Raw genomic sequence first — 19919 nt, 5'->3', positions numbered from 1 at the left:
CCTCAACAACAAAGCAAATTGATTAAACTTAGCTGTTTTCATGTTTGGCTTTCTCCTTTGTTTGATGTCTTGTTTAGTATTCTAGCATAGGAAAAATTACTTGTCAAGAAAAAATCCAATATTTTCTGAAAATTTCTTCAATAAAGAATATTTTGCGAATTGAACGTATTTAAAAAATCAAATAGCTACCTTCATTTCTTAGAAGTCAAAAAGTAACTTCTATCAAATAATTCATGCACCTTTTCGTCAGTTAGAGTATCATCAAGTGGAAGACTTATCCAATAGCGCTTATTCATATGAAAAGCTGGGTAAATGCCTTTTTCTACTAATAAATCAGCTACTTGATCATGCTTAAGATTAACGACTTCTACTAGCCCTTCTTGAGTTTTATCTAGTTTTTCCCAGGAAATCTTCATTAGAACCGCATACCACTTCTGATTATCTTCATGACGCAAAACCGCCGTATCAGGTGATTTTTCCCATAAGTATTCTAATTGATTCTCATACTTTTCTTGAACACGAGTCAAGATTCTTTTTGTCTGAGGACAGAGAAATTCCTGTACCTCAAAACAAGCCTTTCGAATGCCATAAAGAACTTCTAAACAAGCCTCTCGAATGCTTCCGACAAAAGTACCTCTCATACTTTCCATATGAACTTGAGGATAGAGGTCACCAGTTTCTTGGTCATAAACTTGAAAACTTAAGTCCCCATCCTCAACTGTAACCATCATGAGAAAATCTCCCTGCAAGATAGTCGAACTATAAGTCCATACACCTTGATTTTCTATAAATCCATACTCTTTAGACTTTTTACTATTAAATTGATAGGCTTTAAAAATTTCAAACATAAGCGAAAACTGCTACCAAAAGCTAGCAGTTCCTTTCTATTTTTTAAAAGACAACCTTAGTTCCATGTAATTGTGTCACGCCCAGTTGGTCAATAAAGATTTGACGGTTGTCCATGTCAATCCCTCCACCAGGTAAAATTTCAATCTTTCCTGCAGCGTGTTCTAAAATTTTGTGATAGTGAGCAAAGCGTTTCTCTAACGAGTCGCCAGATACACCAGCACGAGTCAGGATGCGTGTCACTCCAGCTTGGCTTAGCCAATCAATGGCTTCCAACTGATCTTGGTCGCTCAATTCATCAAAAGCCATATGGAAAACAATTTCCATACCTTTAGATGCAGCAATCAATTTTTCAAGATTGGCCTTGTCCAACTTCTTATCAGCAGTCAATGCACCAAAGACAACGCCTTGGCTTCCTGCCTGAGCAGTTAGACGAATATCCTCGAGCATAATAGCAATCTCGAGGTCATTGTAGACAAAATCACCACCACGTGGTCGAATCATAGTCATAATGGTCGTATCGTAGTCGGCAGCCAGTTCCACAGCTGCCTTGGTCACTCCGTAGCTTGGAGTTGTTCCACCAACTGCTAGATTGTCACAGAGCTCGATACGGCGAGCTCCTGCCTGCATAGCTTTTTCAAGCAAGGTTACATTTTCAGCACAAAATTCGTAAATCATTTGATTCTCCTTGACGATTTATTTGATATTATTATATCATATTGTTTTAAGTAACCCCTACTTTTTATCAAGGAAAATCATTACTTTTTTAGCTATTCCTTATCTGGAATCACCTTAAAGAGATAATAGGTTATAAATATTGTTAAACATCCTAAAGCAATTTTTACTGGCAGAAGCGGAGCGAAATAAATCGAAATTCCCATTAAGATATAAATCGAAACAATGATTTTTTTCTTGCGTTCACGCGCAATGGACTTGGTTTCTCTAAAGTCCGCAACATAGGTTTGATAAAGCTTGGTATGATAGAGCCAATCTTCAAAACGTTTAGAAGATTTTGAAAAACAAGCTATTGACAACAAGAGAAAGGGTGTTGTCGGTAATAGTGGCAAGGCAACTCCAACGATAGCCAATGCTAATGAAATAAAGCCAATGCTAAGATAAATAATGCGCATATCTACTCCTAAGTAAGAATAATCTTCTTCTAGTTAAGCATAAAAAGATAAAATCTGTCAAGTTTAAATTAAAAAGAGCTGAAATTATCATTTCAGCCCTAATTATTTTTATTTAATCTTTTCTTCTTCGTAGTCACCATTGCTACATACAATTTGTTTCCCACCACCACGGATTTTTTTCTCCATGAGGAAGTGACCACATTTAGGACAATCACGTCCAACAGGTTTATCCCAAGAGGTAAATTCACATTCTGGATAACGATTGCATCCATAGAAAATACGATTACGTTTGGTTTTGCGTTCGATGATTTGCCCTTGATGACAATTTGGACATGTAACACCAACTTCTTTTACAATGGCTTGTGTGTGTCGGCAATCAGGGAAATTGCTACATGCGTAAAACTTACCGAAGCGTCCAATCTTAATCACCATAGGACTGCCACAAACTTCACAGTCAAATCCAGCTGGCTCATCCTTTATTTGAATTTTTTCCATCTCTGCTTCAGCTTTTGCAACCTCTTTAGAGAATGGTTTGTAAAATTCATCAATAACCCGTTGCCACTCTTCTTTTCCGACCTCAACATCGTCCAGTTTACCTTCCATTTCAGCGGTAAATTTCACATTTACAATGTCTGGGAAGTATTCAACAATCAGCTTGTTAACAACTTGACCTAGATCAGTTGGTTCAAAGCGTTTAGAAGCAAGTCTTACATAGTAGCGTTTTTGGATTGTTTCAATGGTTGGAGCATAGGTAGATGGACGTCCAACTCCATTTTCTTCCAAAGTTTTAATCAGTGTTGCTTCTGAATATCGTGCAGGCGGTTGTGTGAAATGTTGTTCAGGTTTGCTACTGACCTGTTTGACCACATCTCCTACTTTCATATCGGGTAGCATCTTATTCTTATCAGAATCGTTATAAATCGCCAAATAACCATCAAACTTAACTTGGCTACCATTAGCAGAAAATTGAACTCCATTTTGCGAAAGTTTAACAGCCATAGTATCAAAGATAGCACCCGTCATTTGACTCGCTACAAAGCGGTTCCAGATAAGGGTATAAAGTTTAAGCTGGTCTTTATCCAAATACTTAGCAATTTTTTCAGGAGTATTAAAGACACTTGAAGGACGAATAGCTTCGTGGGCGTCTTGAGCGCCAGAGGCATTTTTCACCTTGCTACCATGTTTAGAATACTTACTACCAAAACGTTCATTGATGTAGCTAGCAGCTTCATTCTGAGCAACTGGACTGATACGAGTAGAATCCGTACGCATATAGGTGATCAAACCTTGGACACCTGTACCGATATTGATTCCTTCATAGAGTTGCTGAGCAACCATCATAGTCTTGCGAGTACGGAAATTTATCTTGTTAGCAGCATCCATCTGCATAGAAGACGTTGTATATGGAAGAGGAGCATTGCGCTTTCTTTCCTTTTTATCTACTTGATCAACAGTAAAGTCTTTACTGCTAAGGTGAGATAAAACTTCTTTGACTTCTTCATTGGTAGTCAACTTCATCTTCTTGCCATTCATTCCATAAAAAGAAGCTTGGAATTGCTTGGTACCTTTTTTAAAGACACCATCAATCGTCCAATATTCTTCTGGTTGGAAGGCATTGATTTCATTTTCACGATCAATGATTAGCTTAAGAGCAACAGACTGAACACGTCCTGCTGATAAGCCTTTTTTAACCTTTTTCCAAAGAATTGGTGAAATTGAATACCCCACTAAACGGTCCAAAACACGACGGGCTTGTTGGGCATCGACCAAATCCATATTGATTTTACGAGGTTCTTTAAAGGCATTTTTTACTGCATCTTTGGTAATCTCGTTGAAAACAACACGGTTGGTATCATTCTCGTCTAGATCTAAAATATGCGCTAAATGCCATGAAATAGCCTCCCCTTCCCGGTCCGGGTCACTTGCAAGAAAGACTTTATCGGCTTTCTTAGCTTCTTTTTTCAAATCATTGATGAGAGGACCTTTCCCACGAATATTGATATATTGCGGTTCGTAATTATTTTCCACGTCAACTGACATACTTGATTTTTTCAAATCACGAATATGTCCTACGCTGGCTAAAACCTTATAATTACGTCCTAGATATTTCTCAATCGTTTTCGCCTTAGCAGGCGACTCCACGATTACAAGATTTTTTTTACTTGTTGATTTTTTCTTTTTGGTTGCCGTTACCACAGTATCACACCTTCTCAAAGTAATTAAACTTTATAAAGTGTAAACCATTTTTAAAAACCTGTCAAGACATAACACCCATATAATAGAAGAAAAGTTTGCTAAATGAAATCATTTCATTCATTAAAATTCAAATTCTGCTAGTATATCCTGCCCACATGTTGCTAGTTTTGCTCCTTCTTGGATTAAATGATGACAGCCGTCTGAGCGTCCATCTAAAATGGAACCTGGAATCGCAAAGACATCTCTACCTTCCTCCATGGCACGCTCACAAGTGATTAAGCTACCAGACCTCATTTTAGCTTCTGCAACGATGACTCCTCGACACAATCCTGCAATAATTCGATTTCTGGCAGGAAAGTGATATTTTAATGGTTCTTCTCCTGGACCGTACTCGCTTAGAAGCAAATGTTGTTCTCCAATGTATTCTTGAAGGCGTTTATTGGAGCGGGGATAATAGACATCTAAACCAGTCCCAATCACTGCAATCGTTTTGCCCCCAGTTTGTAGAACAGACATATGGGCAGCTGTATCAATTCCCCTAGCAAGTCCACTCACCACAACTAATTCATTTTCCAATTCTTCAATGATTTTACGGACTGATTTGGTTCCTATTTGACTACAAGAGCGACTACCAACAACAGCAACCTTTGGTAATTTCAAGAGATTTAAATCTCCTTTATAAAAAAGCAATACAGGTGCATCATAAATTTCACTGAGTGAAATGGGATAAACATCATCCAAAATTGAAAATGATGGGAACTTTTCAAAATCTTTCTTCAGGCGTTCCATGCTTTCAAAAGTCAGTTTATGATACCGCTCCATAAAAACGACTGGATTACGACACTCAGATGCTTCAGCGATAGTCTCTAAACTCAATTCCTGATCATAAATTTCTCCGTATTGAAGTACTTTTAGAACCTGCTGATTACTTAAACCTGCTTGCTTTAACTTATAAATCTCGAAATTATCAATCTTAATTTTCATGATCGACTCCTTTTTTCTCTCTCTATTTATATATTCGTAGAAAAAGAAAAAAACTCCCAACAATTTTACTTGTTAGGAAGTTTCTATCTATGTTTATGATGTTAGTAATCAGGACGAAGAACTCCAGTGACAGTCGCTTTAGTCGCTTCATAGTCTCCGTCAATAACAACCTTGATAATGCGTTTAGCATCTTCTTCAGGCGCAGGAACCAAAGGTAGACGAGTAGGCCCAGCTTCGAATCCCATATAGTTGAGTACTGCCTTAACAGGTGCCGGACTCGGGTAAGAGAATAGAGCATTAACTTTAGGAATAAATTTACGCTGAATAGCTGCTGCTTTTTTCATATCACTCTCTTCAATCGCAGTGAACATTTCATGCATTTCATCACCATTAGTATGAGAAGCAACTGAGATAACACCATCTGCTCCCAAATTCATTGCATGGAAAGCATCTCCATCTTCACCTGTGTATACCAAGAATTCTTCTGGTTTATGCTCAATCAAATAGGCCATATTCGCAAGACTGGTACATTCTTTGACACCAATGATGTTTGGATGTTCTGCTAGGCGAAGCAAGGTCTCAGGCGTCAATTCAACTACTACACGACCCGGAATATTATAGATAATAATTGGTAAATCAGAAGCGTCTGCAATAGCTTTAAAGTGCTGGTACATACCTTCTTGGGATGGTTTATTATAGTAAGGAACAATAGCAAGACCAGCTGCAAAACCGCCAAATTCTGCCACTTCTTTGACGAACTCAATAGAGTCGCGTGTATCATTAGTACCAACACCAGCGATTAAGGGAACACGTCCATTAACAACCTTCTGAACAGCTGCAAATAACTGTAACTCCTCATCGTGAGTAAGAGTCGGACTTTCAGCAGTCGTACCCGCCAAGAGAATTCCGTCTGTATGATGAGCCAATAAATGTTCGATCAACTTCGGAATGGCATCGAAATTGATTGAGCCATCTTCATGAAAAGGAGTAATAAAGGCCGTAATAATTTTACAATCTTTTAAATCTTGATAAGACATCGGAAAACCTTTCTCTATAAGAAAGAGGCTGGGGCATACTTGCCTTTGCCTCCTGTTCTGTACATAAAATAAGAGGAAGAAATCAAACTCTTCGAGTTACTGATTTCTGAATCGTAACGCAGTGGTTGATTGGAACTACTCATGTTTACAACATTCGTACTTACTAATCAACTGTGCGGGGGGAGTATAAAAGTCCGGTGGACTTTTATAGCCTGAGCCTTAAATTATAAAAGCGAAGAAAAAATCAAACTCTTCGAGTTACTGATTTCTGTTTTGCTCCCTATTTCAATTCAAATTTTAATTCAGCTGTTGGGCGTACTAGACCACGTTCGTGAAGTGTTTCTGCGATTTGAACTGAGTTCCAAGCTGCACCTTTAAGAAGATTATCAGATACTACCCACATATGAATACCTTTTTCTGCATCCAAGTCTTTACGAATACGTCCGACAAATGTATCGCGTGAACCGACAGCATTGACTGCTTGAGGATAGATTTGGTGAGTAACATCGTCTTCAAGAACTGCACCTGGGAAGGCAGCAATAGCAGCTTTGACTTCATCGATTGGTGCTACTTCTTTTGTTTCAATATAGACTGACTCAGAGTGAGCTGACAAGACAGGAATACGCACGCAAGTTGCTGAAACGGCAATGCTATCGTCTTCCATGATTTTCTTAGTTTCGTTTGTCATCTTCATTTCTTCATAAGTGTAGTCATTATCAGTGAAGACGTCAATTTGAGGAAGGGCATTAAAAGCAATTGGATAGTGTTTCTTATCACCACCTGATGGCAAGATTTCCGCATGCAAATCACGTGGATTTACACCATCATTCAATACTTCACGCAATTCACGTTGTGTCTCAAGAATGGCTCCCATACCTGCACCTGAAACAGCTTGATAAGTTGAAACGATGATACGGTCTAAGCCCCATTTTTGACGAACTGGTTCAAGAGCTACCATCATTTGAATAGTTGAACAGTTAGGACATGAAATGATCCCGTTGTGAGCATCAAGAGCATGGGCGTTTACTTCAGGAACGACTAATGGCACATCTGGATTTTGACGGAAATAAGAAGTGTTATCTACTACTACTGCCCCCGCTTTAACAGCATAAGGTGCGTATTTTGCAGAAGTTGAACCACCAGCTGAGAAGAGAGCAATATCAACTCCTTCAAAAGCTTCTTCTGTTGTTTCTTCAATAGTCACATCTTGACCCTTGAATTTCAAGACCTTTCCTGCAGAACGTGCAGAAGCAAGGTAGCGAATCTTATCAATTGGAAGAGTTGATTCTTCCAACATTTTGATCATTTGAGCACCAACGGCACCTGTAGCACCGACAACAGCAACTGTGTATCCCATAACAAACCTCTTTTGGAATTTTCTAAAAATTTCTATAATAGAAATATTATACTACTTTTTAGAAAAAATGAAAAGTCTTTACCTTATCTATTTTCTGAAATTGACAAGAAAAGGCGGTGGGACAGAAATCGATAGACAAAGTCTCGATTTCGTAGTCCCAGCCCCGCGAGGATGATTAGGAGCTTTTTGGAGTCTAAAAGACGAACAAAAAGTTCAATCAGCTACCGCGTCAAAGTTTGATTGCTAATAAAAAATGAGGTCGGGCTCTTTTGTCCCAACCTCTTCTACTATTCATAAAATTGTTTATATGGTTTATTAAATGATTGCAATATTTCTGGAGAAGCTTCTAAATAGTTTTTAACTTCCTTCAAATTTGCTTTAACAATTATCCGTTCTGTAGCATTAGCATCTTCACAGGTTACCAAAGTCAGCTCGTCAATCCCTTCTCTGTCTTCAATAACATCGATGCGATCTGGAGTTACCTTTTTAACTTCTACTATTTCATATTTATAAACTTTTTCTTTATCTGTCAGATAAATGAACATTCCATTAGTAGCTCGTGCTAAGGGTGAAAATAGCTTCTGATCTGCATCTTTACCAGTGAAAATACGGTGACTTGCTAACGAATAATTTCCCTGTCCCATAACCTGATCAGCTTTCATGGTTCCAGCACCATAGAAAAGGTTCACATTATCCAGCCCCTTAAAAATAGGCAAATTCATTTCAAGTTCTGGAATAGAAATACCACCAATCACTGGAAGTTGTTGGGAATTCCATTGAGCTGAAAGTACTGCCTCTGAAGATAAGGATTTTACAGAGTCAAAATCAAAATTTCCAGCAGCACTTTTATTTTCTTCTATTTTCTCTTTTGATACCTGACTTACTTGATATTTATTGGTATTCCAAATCATAATTACATCACGTATCTTCGAGTTAAAAATCAAAGCTAGCGACAAAAGAATTAGAAAACCAGAAAAAATATTAATCAGAAGATTTTTACGCTTATTCTTTTTACTTTTGGTTCTTTTTTGAGACATTATTCTTCACTTTCTGTTTCGTTTTCTGCCCCAACTTCTTCTTTCTCAGCTGCCGCAACTGTTGTAAAGGTTACAATCTTAGCGTTCTCATCTAGACGCATAACCTTAACTCCCATAGTTGAACGTCCAGTCTTAGAAATATTGGCAACATTTGTTCGAATCATAACACCAGTGTCTGTGATGACCATCAAGTCTTCGTCACCTTTTACTGTGAGTAGGCCGGCAAGTTGACCGTTTTTATCAGTAATATTAGCGGTTTTCATACCTTTACCAGCACGACCTTTAGTTGGATATTCAGTAGCAACTGTACGCTTACCGTATCCTTTTTCAGTAATGATAAGAACTTCGTCTTGATCGGTAATCACTCTAGCACCAACTACAGCATCTCCTTCACGAAGATTTACTCCTTTAACACCTGTAGCACTACGACTCATGCTACGAACGGATGATTGATTGAAACGAACTGCATATCCCAATTTAGTACCAATGATGATATCAGTATCTTCTTGAGTCAGAAGAACATTAATCAATTCGTCCTCATCTTTCAAATTCAAGGCTTTTAGACCATTTTGACGAATGTTGGCAAATTCTTTGACACTAGTTCTTTTGACAATACCTGCTCGAGTTGTAAAGAAGAGATAGGCATCATCACTACGTTCTGATTCAACATTGATAATGGTTTGAATGCTTTCACCCTCATCCAGTTTCAAAAGATTGACAACTGGCAAACCTTTGGCTGTACGACCGTATTCTGGAATTTCATATCCCTTAAGACGATAAACACGTCCTTTATTAGTAAAGAATAGCAAATGATCGTGAGTGCTGGTTGAAACCAATTCACGCACAAAGTCATCGTCCTTAACTCCAGTTCCTTGAACGCCACGTCCACCACGTTTTTGGGCAGTAAACTCGTCTTGGTCCAAACGTTTAATGTAGCCTTTATTTGATAAAGTGATGAGAACATCAGACTCTTCAATCAAGTCTTCATCTTCAAGTGTCAAGACTTCACCAACCATCAACTCAGTACGGCGTTTATCTCCAAACTTCCGTTTGACTTCATCCAATTCTTCTTTGATGATTTGTGCTACGCGTTCTGGTTTTGCAAGAATATCAGTTAAATCAGCAATCAAAGCAATCAATTCGTCATACTCTGACTGAATCTTATCACGTTCCAAACCTGTCAAACGACGGAGACGCATGTCTAGGATTGCTTGACTTTGACGTTCAGAAAGCTTGAACTTGCTCATCAATTCTGCTTGAGCCTCTTCATCAGTTTCACTGGCACGGATAATACGAATAACTTCGTCGATGTGGTCTAGTGCAATCAGCAAACCTTCCAAGATATGTGCGCGTGCTTCGGCTTTCTCTTTATCAAATTGAGTACGACGAGTCACAACTTCTTTTTGGTGCTCAATGTATGCATCCAAGATTTGGCGAAGCGATAAAATCTTTGGAACACCATTTTGGATAGCAAGCATGTTAAAACCAAAGCTAGTCTGCATCTGAGTCATCTTGAATAAGTTGTTCAAAATAACATTAGCTGATGCGTCGCGTCTAACTTCAATAACAAAGCGAACACCTTCACGGTTAGATTCATCACGAACAGCAGTAATTCCATCGATACGTTTCTCTTGAACCAGACGCACAATATGTTCATGTACTTTGGTTTTGTTGACCATATATGGGAATTCAGTAACAACGATACGTTCGCGACCTGTTTTAGTTTCTTCAATTTCCGTACGAGAACGTAGAACAATAGATCCTTTACCAGTCTCGTAAGCCTTATGAATACCTGATTTCCCCATAACTAGGGCACCAGTTGGGAAGTCTGGACCAGGCAAAACTTCCATCAAATCTTTAGTAGTAACTTCAGGATTATCCATGACGAGTTTAACAGCATCAATGGTTTCACCCAAATTATGAGGTGGAATATTGGTCGCCATACCAACGGCAATACCTGTGGCACCATTGACCAAAAGATTTGGAAAACGAGCTGGTAAAACAACAGGTTCTCGTTCATTGGCGTCATAGTTATCAACAAAGTCAACGGTATTTTTATTGATATCGCGAAGCATTTCAAGAGCAATCTTACTCATACGTGCTTCAGTATAACGTTGCGCGGCAGCGCCATCACCGTCCATAGAACCAAAGTTACCGTGCCCATCTACAAGCATGTAGCGGTAGCTCCACCATTGAGCCATACGAACCATAGCTTCATAGATAGATGAATCCCCGTGTGGGTGGTATTTACCCATTACGTCCCCTGTAATACGGGCAGATTTCTTATGAGGTTTATCAGGCGTAACTCCTAATTCATTCATTCCGTACAAAATACGACGATGAACAGGTTTCAACCCATCACGAACATCAGGAAGAGCACGCGATACGATTACACTCATGGCGTAGTCGATAAAGCTAGTCTTCATCTCCTTTGTCAGATTGACATTCACTAGATTTTTATCTTGCATTAAAAAATGCCTCATTTCACTATTAGTAACTAGATATATTATACCATAGTTTGGACTATTTTACAGTCTAACAACACGTGTAAAACGTTTACATATTTATCCCGAAGGTATATCCGTGACAAAGCTTAGCAAAAGTGATAGAATGAAATCAAATGGGGAATCCCCCCTGAAAAAAACAAAGGAGATGTTTAGACAAATGACAGTTACTAAACAACACAAAAAAGTTATCCTCGTTGGTGACGGTGCCGTAGGTTCATCTTACGCTTTCGCTCTTGTTAACCAAGGTATTGCTCAAGAACTTGGTATCATTGAAATTCCTCAATTGTTTGAAAAAGCAGTTGGTGATGCTGAAGACCTTAGCCACGCGCTTGCTTTTACTTCGCCTAAGAAAATTTATGCTGCTAAGTATGAAGACTGTGCGGATGCGGACCTTGTAGTAATCACTGCTGGTGCTCCACAAAAACCAGGTGAAACTCGTCTTGATCTTGTTGGCAAAAACCTTGCTATCAACAAATCAATCGTTGAACAGGTTGTTGCGTCTGGTTTTGACGGTATCTTCCTTGTTGCTGCTAACCCAGTTGACATTTTAACTTACTCAACTTGGAAATTCTCAGGATTCCCTAAAGAACGTGTTATCGGTTCAGGTACTTCACTTGACTCAGCTCGTTTCCGTCAAGCACTTGCTGAAACTATTGGTGTTGATGCTCGTTCAGTTCACGCTTACATCATGGGTGAGCACGGTGACTCTGAATTTGCAGTTTGGTCACACGCTAACGTTGCCGGTGTTAAATTGGAACAATGGTTACAAGCTAACCGTGACTTGAATGAAGCAGATCTTGTTGAGCTCTTCATCTCAGTTCGTGACGCTGCTTACTCAATCATCAACAAAAAAGGTGCTACATACTACGGTATCGCAGTTGCTCTTGCTCGTATCACAAAAGCTATCCTTGATGATGAAAATGCGGTTCTTCCACTTTCAGTCTTCCAAGAAGGACAATACGGAGTTGAAAACGTCTTTATCGGTCAACCAGCTATCGTTGGTGCGCATGGTATCGTTCGCCCAGTTAACATCCCATTGAACGACGCTGAAACTCAAAAAATGCAACTTTCTGCTCGTGAATTGCAAGAAATTATTGACGAAGCATGGAAAAACCCAGAATTCCAAGCTGCTTCTAAAAACTAATTCAATTTAATTTTAAAAAAAAGAAATGTCTAGACAAAACAGTCTAGACATTTTTTATAACGTTAATCCATTTGTGCAAAAGCTGCTTCAGCTTCTGCATTGCTAATTGCACCTAACTGAATCTTAGCAATTTTACCATTTGAATCAATTAGGTATTCAGTTGGGATACTTCGAATCTGATAAGCTTGGAAGGTTGTTCCCTTAGTGTCATATAAGACAGGTATATCCTTATAGCCCTGGTCCTCAAACCATTTTGGAAATTGGTCAATCGTTTTTTCACCTTGAAGACCTGGTGCAATAACAGATAAAATTTCAAAATCACGATCTTCTTTTGCAGCAAGTTCCATTAATTCAGGCATACTTTTTTTACAAGGTCCGCACCAAGAAGCCCAAAATTTAAGATAAACTTTCTTTCCTTTATAATCTGATAATTTCACTTCTTTTCCATCCATAGATTGGAGCGTGAAATCCGGTGCTTCTGCTCCTACAGCTATTTGCTTAACCGTTGCTTGCTGCTGTGCTTGAGTCGTTTGATTTTCCTGACTTGGTTCCTTCTCTTCCTTGCCACAAGCAATCAAAAGAAAGATAGATAAGAAACTAAGTCCAAAATAGATTGTTTTTTTCATAGATTACTCCTTTTATCCTAATATTCCAGATAAGACATTTAACTGTCCCAACATTAATAAAATTCCCATGAGAATAATTAGTAAACCACCAATTCTTTTCAATAAGAGTAGGTGAGATTTAATTCTACTAAAATAAGGCATGATCAGACCTGATGCCAAGGCCAATACTAAAAATGGAAGCGCCATTCCAAGTGTATAAATTAGGGTTAATAAAGCCCCTTGAAAAGCTCCATTTCCTCCTGAGGCAGCCAGTGCTAAAACAGAACTTAAAACTGGGCCTATACATGGAGTCCAGCCAAAGCTGAAGCTGATACCCAGTAAAAAGGCCGACAAATATTTGCTAGACTGTTTTTGCTTAAATGTTACTGTTTTTTGTACCTCTAATTTTTGTAAGTGAAGAATTTCCATCTGATGCAAACCCAGTATAACAATCATGATTCCCATGACATAACGGAACCAGTCGGCATAAAGTAAATTCCCAAGAAATCCTGCTCCAAACCCTAGAATAAAGAAAATTAGAGAGATACCTGCGATAAAACAGAGTGTCCGAATCAATCCTGACCAGGCAACATCTTTACCCAAAAAACGAAATGTCCTTGACTCCTCTTGATCATCTAGCAGAACACCTGCGTAGACTGGTAACAAGGGAAAAATACAGGGAGAAAAGAATGACAAGACCCCAGCTATAAAGACAGAAATAAAAAATATAATACTTTCCAATTAAGAACCTTCTTTCATATAGTCATCTTATATTTTACTATAAAAGAAAACGTTTGTAAGATATCTGCTACGCAAATTTGATTTCAACTAAAACGAAAAAAAGGAGCTCAGCTCCCTTTTGATTAATAAGTTCCTTCTTCACCTTGACTTGTCAAGATAACAGGTCCATCCTTGGTAATAACAAACTGATGCTCATACTGACATGATAGACCACCATCTATAGTTTTGTGAGCCCAGCCTGTTTTCATGTCTGTATCAATTTCCCAATCACCTGTATTAATCATAGGTTCGATTGTCAAAACCATACCTTCACGAAGGCGAAGGCCACGACCTGCGATACCATAGTTTGGAACCATTGGTTCTTCATGCATGGTTGGTCCAACACCGTGTCCTACAAGATCACGAACAACGCCGTATCCACGACTTTCAGCATATTCTTGAATCGCTGCACCAATATCGCCGATGCGATTGCCAACAACAGCTTGTTCGATCCCCTTATACATAGCTTCCTTGGTCACGTCCATCAAGTTTTTAACTTCTTCTGATGGTTTACCAACTGCGTATGCCCAACAAGAATCAGCCAAACCACCCGTAAAGTTTTGAGTATATTTTTTCATCTGCTCAACGTTGTTAAAATTGAGTTTAGAAACATTGAGGTCAGACTTCGCGATTGGCCCACCAAGAACCATATCAACCTTGAGGAGGTCACCCTCTTTGAGGATATAATGACGAGGGAAGGCATGTGCTACTTCGTCATTGAGCGAACAGCAGGTTGCATATGGATAGTCCATCATTGCCCCATCAACACCAATCTGTAGTGGAAGGAAATTCTCTTCTTTACAACGACGGCGAACATACTCTTCTACTTCCCACATATCAACACCTGGCTTAATGATATCACGCAAGCCAATGTGGATACTTGCAAGAAAATCACCAGCCTTATCCATAGCTTCGATTTCTCTAGCTGATTTTAATGTAATCATGTTTTCTCCTAGATTCTAATTAATTTTTACAGTTACATTTGCTTTTGATACAATTTGATGATTGAGATAAATGTCATAATCAATAATAGCCGATCGTCTCGTATGATGAATAATTCTAGCTTGAATCCGTAGAACATCATCAATCTGAACAGCCTGTAAGAAGTAAATCAACATTTGTTCAATGATGAGGTTACGACCGCTATTAACGACCAAGTCTTGCGTCATATGAGTCAAGATTTCTGAAAGAACACCATTAGCCAGAACACCATTTTTTTCTAACATAAAGGGTTCGACTGTAATAACAACTTCATCATGATGATAAGATAACTTCTGTCCAATCTGTTCTGAAAAGGTTGGTAAAGTTGAGACCTGAGAACGACTCATTTTTTCCATAACATCACGTCTAGTAATGACACCAAGCAAGGTTTGATTGCTCCGTACAACAGGTACCATTTCAAAATCTTCTGCAATCATTCTCTGGCTCACGTTAGCAATATTCGTTGCTAGGCCTGTCATATAGACCGTTCTTGTCATGACCTTATCAATGGTAGTCCCTGGTGACTTATCTCCAGCATCACGCATGGTCACGACACCAACAACAACCTTGTGCTGATTGATAACAGGGAATCGACTACTTCTATTCTTACGAACTAAATCTAAATAATCTTTTACAGTATCCGTTTCTTGTAAAAAACCATATTCATGACAAGTGCGATAGATTTTTTCAACCGTTAAAATATCTGTCTTTATTTGTACATTTGACAAAGCTCGGTTAATCATGGTTGCAATGGTAAATGTGTCATGTTTACTGCGTAACACTGGGATATTTTTCTTATTAGCAGCATCCAAAACATCTTTATGAACTTCAAATCCACCCGTTACCAAGACAGCATTTTCATTTTCAAGTGCCAATAATTGGATCCGTGTTCTATCACCGACAATAAGTAGACCACCATCATGAAGATAAGAAAGAATATTTTTTTCTGTCATGGCTCCAATGGAGAATTTACTGAATTCTCTCTCCAAACCTGCTTGGCCAGCTAAAACTTCTGAACCAGTGACTTCTGCAATTTCTGCAAAGGTTAATCTCTCAATGGCAACTTTTTTGGACTTGACACGGACAGTTCCACTTCGAGGACGTGTTTCAACCAATCCTCTATTTTCAGCTTCTTTGATAGCACGATAAGCTGTACCATCACTCACTCCCAGCCTATTTGAAATACTTCGAACACTGACCCGTTTTCCGACTGGTAATTCTTCTAAATAAGCTAAAATTTCTTGGTGTTTACTCATTTAGCTCTCCTTTTGTATAGCGAAATTCTAGATAATCCCGCATCTTACGAGTATATCGATCACTACCCTTGAAACGACGATATAGAACGAAGCCTGATTTTTGTGCAACCTTTTGACTAGCACTATTTTCTAAATGCGTCACAATAGAAAGTTGCTTTAATTCAAACTGATCCATAGACAAATCGCGTAATTTAGTCACTGCTTCCGTCATATATCCTTGAGACCAATAATCTTTCCTTAAAAAATAGCCAATTTCTGCTTCTTTACGGATTTCATCCAGCTTTTCAAACTTGATGGCTCCAATCATCTTCTGTGCTTTCTTATCACAAATCGCCCAAATTCCCAAAGGTGATTTCATAAAGTAGTTAGCAAGAGCATATTGACTTTCCTCAATGCTGGCTTGCGTAGGAAAAATAAATTGGAGATTTTCAGGGTCTGATGCTAGAGCATGAAAGTCATCTACATCCGTAAAAAAGAATGGACGGAAATACAAACGTTCCGTCTCATAGAAAGAATACATTGCTAATTTTGTCCAGATATTCATTGTGTTCCTCAAAATGGCTAATCTTCGATTAGCTCAATATCTGCTCCAAGCTTACGTAATTTCTCAATAATATTTGAGTAGCCTCGTAGGATGAATTCAACATTGGTAATCTCTGTTTTTCCTTCAGCCATCAAGCCAGCAATAACCAAGGCAGCTCCAGCACGTAGGTCTGTCGCCTTAACTTTTGCACCCTGCAAAGGATTTCCACCCTTATAAAGGATGTGGTCGTTTGTTGTTGAAATATCTGCGTTCATTTTAGCTAATTCAAAGACATGGTTCACACGTTTTTCATAAATGGTATCAATCAGTGTTCCTCGTCCTTCTGCTTTCAACAAAAGTGGTGTAATCGGTTGTTGAAGGTCTGTAGCAAATCCTGGATATGGAGCAGTCTTGATATTAACAGCTTTTAGATTTTTCTGCTCTTCAACAAAGATACTATCTTCAGAAACAGTCATATGAACACCCATTTCTTCAAGTTTCGCAATAAAACCTTCTAAATGTTCATAAAGTACATTGTTAATAAGAATTCCTTGTCCCACAGCAGCAGCTAAAGAAATATAAGTACCAGCTTCGATACGATCTGGAATAACTTGATGACGTGTGCCGTGTAGAGATTCAACACCATCGATAGTAATCATATCCGTACCTGCACCACGAATATGAGCTCCCATATTATTTAACAAAGTAGCTACATCAATAATTTCAGGCTCTCGAGCAGCATTTTCAATGACTGTACGTCCTTGAGCTTTTACTGCTGCAAGCATCGTATTAATAGTTGCTCCTACACTTACAGTATCCATATAAATACTAGCACCCTGTAACTTAGAACCATTAGTTGAGAGATTCATATTATCTCCCTCATAGGTTGTCTTAGCACCCATAGCTTCAAAAGCTTTCAAGTGCAAGTCAATAGGACGAGGACCCAAGTCACATCCACCAGGCAAACCTACTGTTGCTTCACCAAAACGTCCAAGAAGACTACCGTAGAAATAATAGGATGCGCGAAGACTGTTAATCTTACCGTATGGCATTGGTTTATTTTGAACACCACGAGGATCAATTTCTAGAACGTCATCATAGCGCTTAACACTCGCACCCATAATTTCCATAATATCAACCAAACTAGCGACATCGGAGATATCTGGAACACAATCCAAAATAACTACATCATCTGATAAAATAATAGCAGGAATCAGAGCAACTACACTATTTTTTGCTCCGCTAATGGTTATCTCACCCTTTAATGGACGTCTACCGTTAATGACTATTTTTTTCATTATTTTTTTTATACTCTTTCACTATTTATTCATAAGGTCTCACCCTATATTATACCATATTTCCTTCTTATTATCTATCATAATAAATCAAATAAGTTCCTTAAGATTTTATTGAGTGAGAATAGTTTCTGAAGTAAACTTAAAAATAACTGATTCTAATATTGTTCAAGAAAAAAAGCTTTCCAAGAATCTTGGAAAGCCTTATTTAATGTTTATTTAGCGATTGGGTAAACAGAAACCTGTTTCTTATCGCGACCTTTACGTTCGAAACGTACTACGCCTTCAACTTTAGCGAACAAAGTATCGTCTCCACCACGTCCAACGTTTACACCTGGATAGATGTGTGTACCACGTTGACGGTAAAGGATTGATCCACCAGTTACAGTTTGTCCATCAGCTGCTTTAGCTCCAAGACGTTTAGCTTGTGAATCGCGTCCGTTTGATGTAGAACCTCCACCTTTTTTGTGGGCGAAAAGTTGCAAGTTGTTAAGAGTCATTTTTAACATAATGTTTTCCTCCGTGTTAGTTTTCTGTGATAACTCTGGTTTGGACGAACTCAGAAGAGTTCTCCGATAAGTTTGCCATACCTAAGAAAAATGATTCAAAGAATAATTGTGTCATTTCTCTCTGATGAGAAGGAAGATCTTTTGGAATTTCAACCATCAGATAGCCACCTTCATCTTCGTTTAATTCTAAGATTGGTTCATAGCCTGCAAATTTCTCAATGGAATTGATAAAGTTTATGGCAAGCGTAGAAACCGATGCACACACGACATCTAGGCCGTATTCGCCACTCTCGGCGTGTCCAGTAATCTCCGCACTCCTCAGCTCGCCATCTTCGGCTCTCTCAAAGACTGCTTGTATCATGTGTTCTCCTTAAAATTAAGCGTTGATTGCGTTGATGACAACTTTAGTGTATGGTTGACGGTGACCTTGTTTACGGTGGCTACCTTTTTTAGGTTTGTACTTGTAAGTAACAACTTTCTTTTGTTTTCCTTGTTTTTCAACAGTTCCAACTACAGTAGCTCCAGCAACAAGTGGAGTTCCGACAACAGTGTTTTCACCACCAACAAGAACAACTTCGTTAAAAGTAACTTCTTGACCAGCTTCAACGTTCAATTTTTCAACGTAAACTGCTTGACCAACTTCAACTTTAACTTGTTTTCCGCCAGTTTTGATAATTGCGTATGTGCTCATTATGCACCTCCTATGATTTTTTGGGGTTTCCCCGAATTTTTGTGAAGACTCGCCTAGCATCGTGGGACGAACCACTTAAAAGAAGAGCTCTTAGTATAACAAAGAATAAACTAGGAATTGAGCCGAAGACATAACTTATGTTAGGCAAGGCGATAATGACAAAGTTTAAATTTGTTATACGACGAGCAACGATGTTCGTGCGGTTGCACAGGATCGTGCATAGTCAACTCTACAAGTATAGCATGATTCCAAATTTTTGACAAGTATTTTCACTCAAAATTCAGCCTTTTATTAGACTTTTTCGCAAAGAAGATAAAAGCATACTTAGATAAAAAATACTCATCATGATAGGGATACCTAAAATCGTTTTTTCGTTGAAGATAATCGTTAAGTAAGCTGAAAATACTACTCCTAGAATGAAACTAACAAGTAGGCTCACAAAAATCAATCCCTCCATCAAAAAGGCTGTATGCTTGGTCCGAACATATTCGCCAAAAGCTAACATGGTGCGTTTGATATTTCCCGTCATAAAGGCATTATTATAGGCAATTCCAGAAACCTCTCCAAAAGCTGTTGTAACCAGACCCATACAAAAAGCCAGAGGAGGAATAATAAACATGTTATCAACACTCAATGGAACAAAGCCGATTATCAATGATAAAATAGCTAATGGAACAAGTGATAGAATGGGTTTTTTAACAATGCGAAGTTTTTCCTTGTAAATCGTAAGCAAAAAAACGCCTAACATGAAAGATAAAAGTGTCAATATCTTTATTTCAGCATCAGCCAAATTTCTCTGAACGATTCCGACTGATAGAAATACCACATTCCCCGTTTGCCCAGCAACTAAGGTATTTCCTCTTACAATAAAGGTATAGGCATCTACATAACCAGCACAAAAAGTCAAAAAAAGCGCCAATCTTTTTGAATGACGAGAAATTTTTCTCATAGGTAATAATCTCATACTAATCTCCTAAATATACTGTAGCTATTGTACCATTTTTTCTAGAAATTTCGAAGTATCAAAGCAAAAGAATTATC

General features: G+C 38.4%; 20 protein-coding genes. 1 reads left to right on the top strand and 19 read right to left on the bottom strand.

The window, feature by feature from the left end; all coding sequences use genetic code 11:
• Window positions 1-191: 191 nt before the first annotated feature.
• The 9 genes from ACVAMZ_RS04020 to gyrA all read right to left on the bottom strand — a co-directional run bounded on the left by ACVAMZ_RS04020 (window position 192) and on the right by gyrA (window position 11055).
• The gene (locus ACVAMZ_RS04020) at window positions 192-848 is read right to left on the bottom strand and encodes an MmcQ/YjbR family DNA-binding protein (RefSeq protein ID WP_178894939.1); all 657 of its coding nucleotides are present in this window, start codon (window positions 846-848) and stop codon (window positions 192-194) included.
• Between the two features lie 43 nt (window positions 849-891).
• Complete coding sequence (locus ACVAMZ_RS04015) at window positions 892-1524, bottom strand: copper homeostasis protein CutC (RefSeq protein ID WP_178894938.1); 633 nt, start codon at window positions 1522-1524, stop codon at window positions 892-894.
• 92 nt (window positions 1525-1616) lie between these two features.
• Window positions 1617-1976 carry a YbaN family protein gene (locus ACVAMZ_RS04010; protein WP_045614983.1) on the bottom strand — a complete coding sequence of 120 codons (360 nt, stop codon included), beginning with the start codon at window positions 1974-1976 and terminating at the stop codon, window positions 1617-1619.
• Window positions 1977-2084: 108 nt separating this feature from the next.
• Window positions 2085-4172, bottom strand: a complete 2088-nt coding sequence (gene topA, locus ACVAMZ_RS04005) for a type I DNA topoisomerase (protein WP_461685101.1) — start codon at window positions 4170-4172, stop codon at window positions 2085-2087.
• A 120-nt stretch (window positions 4173-4292) separates the two neighbouring features.
• Window positions 4293-5150, bottom strand: a complete 858-nt coding sequence (dprA, locus tag ACVAMZ_RS04000) for a DNA-processing protein DprA (RefSeq protein ID WP_461685171.1) — start codon at window positions 5148-5150, stop codon at window positions 4293-4295.
• A gap of 107 nt (window positions 5151-5257) precedes the next feature.
• Entirely contained in the window at window positions 5258-6193 is a 936-nt protein-coding gene (gene dapA, locus ACVAMZ_RS03995; RefSeq protein WP_461685100.1) for a 4-hydroxy-tetrahydrodipicolinate synthase, read from the bottom strand.
• A 280-nt stretch (window positions 6194-6473) separates the two neighbouring features.
• Window positions 6474-7550: an aspartate-semialdehyde dehydrogenase gene (locus tag ACVAMZ_RS03990; RefSeq protein ID WP_461685099.1), complete on the bottom strand. Its 1077-nt coding sequence runs from the start codon at window positions 7548-7550 to the stop codon at window positions 6474-6476.
• Between the two features lie 287 nt (window positions 7551-7837).
• The gene (locus ACVAMZ_RS03985; RefSeq protein WP_461685098.1) at window positions 7838-8587 is read right to left on the bottom strand and encodes a class A sortase; all 750 of its coding nucleotides are present in this window, start codon (window positions 8585-8587) and stop codon (window positions 7838-7840) included.
• The gene (gene gyrA / locus ACVAMZ_RS03980; RefSeq protein WP_461685097.1) at window positions 8587-11055 is read right to left on the bottom strand and encodes a DNA gyrase subunit A; all 2469 of its coding nucleotides are present in this window, start codon (window positions 11053-11055) and stop codon (window positions 8587-8589) included. The genes ACVAMZ_RS03985 and gyrA overlap by 1 nt, the downstream gene beginning before the upstream one ends.
• Before the next feature lie 196 nt (window positions 11056-11251).
• Here gyrA and ACVAMZ_RS03975 point away from each other — a divergent pair, with 196 nt between their 5' ends.
• Window positions 11252-12238: an L-lactate dehydrogenase gene (locus ACVAMZ_RS03975; protein ID WP_049496516.1), complete on the top strand. Its 987-nt coding sequence runs from the start codon at window positions 11252-11254 to the stop codon at window positions 12236-12238.
• 62 nt (window positions 12239-12300) lie between these two features.
• On the opposite strand, the gene sdbB is transcribed toward ACVAMZ_RS03975, so the two are convergent.
• From sdbB to ACVAMZ_RS03925, 10 genes are all read right to left on the bottom strand, one after another.
• Complete coding sequence (gene sdbB / locus ACVAMZ_RS03970; protein ID WP_461685096.1) at window positions 12301-12864, bottom strand: thiol-disulfide oxidoreductase-associated lipoprotein SdbB; 564 nt, start codon at window positions 12862-12864, stop codon at window positions 12301-12303.
• Between the two features lie 12 nt (window positions 12865-12876).
• Window positions 12877-13584: a thiol-disulfide oxidoreductase-associated membrane protein CcdA2 gene (gene ccdA2, locus ACVAMZ_RS03965; RefSeq protein ID WP_070677276.1), complete on the bottom strand. Its 708-nt coding sequence runs from the start codon at window positions 13582-13584 to the stop codon at window positions 12877-12879.
• 122 nt (window positions 13585-13706) lie between these two features.
• Window positions 13707-14567, bottom strand: a complete 861-nt coding sequence (locus ACVAMZ_RS03960; protein ID WP_045763436.1) for a methionyl aminopeptidase — start codon at window positions 14565-14567, stop codon at window positions 13707-13709.
• 15 nt (window positions 14568-14582) lie between these two features.
• On the bottom strand, window positions 14583-15860 hold the full coding sequence (spxR, locus tag ACVAMZ_RS03955) for a CBS-HotDog domain-containing transcription factor SpxR (protein ID WP_036757618.1): 1278 nt from the start codon (window positions 15858-15860) through the stop codon (window positions 14583-14585).
• Window positions 15853-16404: a GNAT family N-acetyltransferase gene (locus ACVAMZ_RS03950; protein WP_006145664.1), complete on the bottom strand. Its 552-nt coding sequence runs from the start codon at window positions 16402-16404 to the stop codon at window positions 15853-15855. Before ACVAMZ_RS03950 ends, spxR begins: the two co-directional genes overlap by 8 nt.
• Before the next feature lie 17 nt (window positions 16405-16421).
• On the bottom strand, window positions 16422-17681 hold the full coding sequence (locus ACVAMZ_RS03945; RefSeq protein WP_074324155.1) for a UDP-N-acetylglucosamine 1-carboxyvinyltransferase: 1260 nt from the start codon (window positions 17679-17681) through the stop codon (window positions 16422-16424).
• A 212-nt stretch (window positions 17682-17893) separates the two neighbouring features.
• A complete protein-coding gene (rpmA, locus tag ACVAMZ_RS03940; protein ID WP_000916509.1) occupies window positions 17894-18187 on the bottom strand; it encodes a 50S ribosomal protein L27 in 294 nt (97 codons plus the stop codon).
• A 16-nt stretch (window positions 18188-18203) separates the two neighbouring features.
• Window positions 18204-18548 carry a ribosomal-processing cysteine protease Prp gene (locus ACVAMZ_RS03935; RefSeq protein ID WP_000613699.1) on the bottom strand — a complete coding sequence of 115 codons (345 nt, stop codon included), beginning with the start codon at window positions 18546-18548 and terminating at the stop codon, window positions 18204-18206.
• Window positions 18549-18563: 15 nt separating this feature from the next.
• Window positions 18564-18878, bottom strand: a complete 315-nt coding sequence (gene rplU / locus ACVAMZ_RS03930) for a 50S ribosomal protein L21 (RefSeq protein ID WP_000109141.1) — start codon at window positions 18876-18878, stop codon at window positions 18564-18566.
• A gap of 280 nt (window positions 18879-19158) precedes the next feature.
• Window positions 19159-19842 (bottom strand): YoaK family protein, encoded by a 684-nt coding sequence (locus ACVAMZ_RS03925; protein ID WP_461685095.1) that lies wholly within the window; start codon window positions 19840-19842, stop codon window positions 19159-19161.
• Window positions 19843-19919: the final 77 nt, after the last annotated feature.

This window comes from Streptococcus sp. KHUD_017 (assembly GCF_054861245.1).
This window is presented reverse-complemented; position numbering and strand designations above follow the sequence as displayed.

Excerpts from the sequence above, each read along its gene's own strand:
- rpmA (WP_000916509.1), bottom strand. The coding sequence starts at position 18,187 with ATGTTAAAAATGACTCTTAACAACTTGCAACTTTTCGCCCACAAAAAA.
- ACVAMZ_RS04015 (WP_178894938.1), bottom strand. The coding sequence starts at position 1,524 with ATGATTTACGAATTTTGTGCTGAAAATGTAACCTTGCTTGAAAAAGCT.
- ACVAMZ_RS03975 (WP_049496516.1), top strand. The coding sequence starts at position 11,252 with ATGACAGTTACTAAACAACACAAAAAAGTTATCCTCGTTGGTGACGGT.
- ACVAMZ_RS03985 (WP_461685098.1), bottom strand. The coding sequence starts at position 8,587 with ATGTCTCAAAAAAGAACCAAAAGTAAAAAGAATAAGCGTAAAAATCTT.
- ACVAMZ_RS04020 (WP_178894939.1), bottom strand. The coding sequence starts at position 848 with ATGTTTGAAATTTTTAAAGCCTATCAATTTAATAGTAAAAAGTCTAAA.
- ACVAMZ_RS03990 (WP_461685099.1), bottom strand. The coding sequence starts at position 7,550 with ATGGGATACACAGTTGCTGTTGTCGGTGCTACAGGTGCCGTTGGTGCT.
- gyrA (WP_461685097.1), bottom strand. The coding sequence starts at position 11,055 with ATGCAAGATAAAAATCTAGTGAATGTCAATCTGACAAAGGAGATGAAG.
- ACVAMZ_RS03925 (WP_461685095.1), bottom strand. The coding sequence starts at position 19,842 with ATGAGATTATTACCTATGAGAAAAATTTCTCGTCATTCAAAAAGATTG.
- sdbB (WP_461685096.1), bottom strand. The coding sequence starts at position 12,864 with ATGAAAAAAACAATCTATTTTGGACTTAGTTTCTTATCTATCTTTCTT.
- ACVAMZ_RS03950 (WP_006145664.1), bottom strand. The coding sequence starts at position 16,404 with ATGAATATCTGGACAAAATTAGCAATGTATTCTTTCTATGAGACGGAA.
- ACVAMZ_RS03945 (WP_074324155.1), bottom strand. The coding sequence starts at position 17,681 with ATGAAAAAAATAGTCATTAACGGTAGACGTCCATTAAAGGGTGAGATA.
- ACVAMZ_RS03960 (WP_045763436.1), bottom strand. The coding sequence starts at position 14,567 with ATGATTACATTAAAATCAGCTAGAGAAATCGAAGCTATGGATAAGGCT.
- ACVAMZ_RS03935 (WP_000613699.1), bottom strand. The coding sequence starts at position 18,548 with ATGATACAAGCAGTCTTTGAGAGAGCCGAAGATGGCGAGCTGAGGAGT.
- dapA (WP_461685100.1), bottom strand. The coding sequence starts at position 6,193 with ATGTCTTATCAAGATTTAAAAGATTGTAAAATTATTACGGCCTTTATT.
- rplU (WP_000109141.1), bottom strand. The coding sequence starts at position 18,878 with ATGAGCACATACGCAATTATCAAAACTGGCGGAAAACAAGTTAAAGTT.
- ACVAMZ_RS04010 (WP_045614983.1), bottom strand. The coding sequence starts at position 1,976 with ATGCGCATTATTTATCTTAGCATTGGCTTTATTTCATTAGCATTGGCT.
- spxR (WP_036757618.1), bottom strand. The coding sequence starts at position 15,860 with ATGAGTAAACACCAAGAAATTTTAGCTTATTTAGAAGAATTACCAGTC.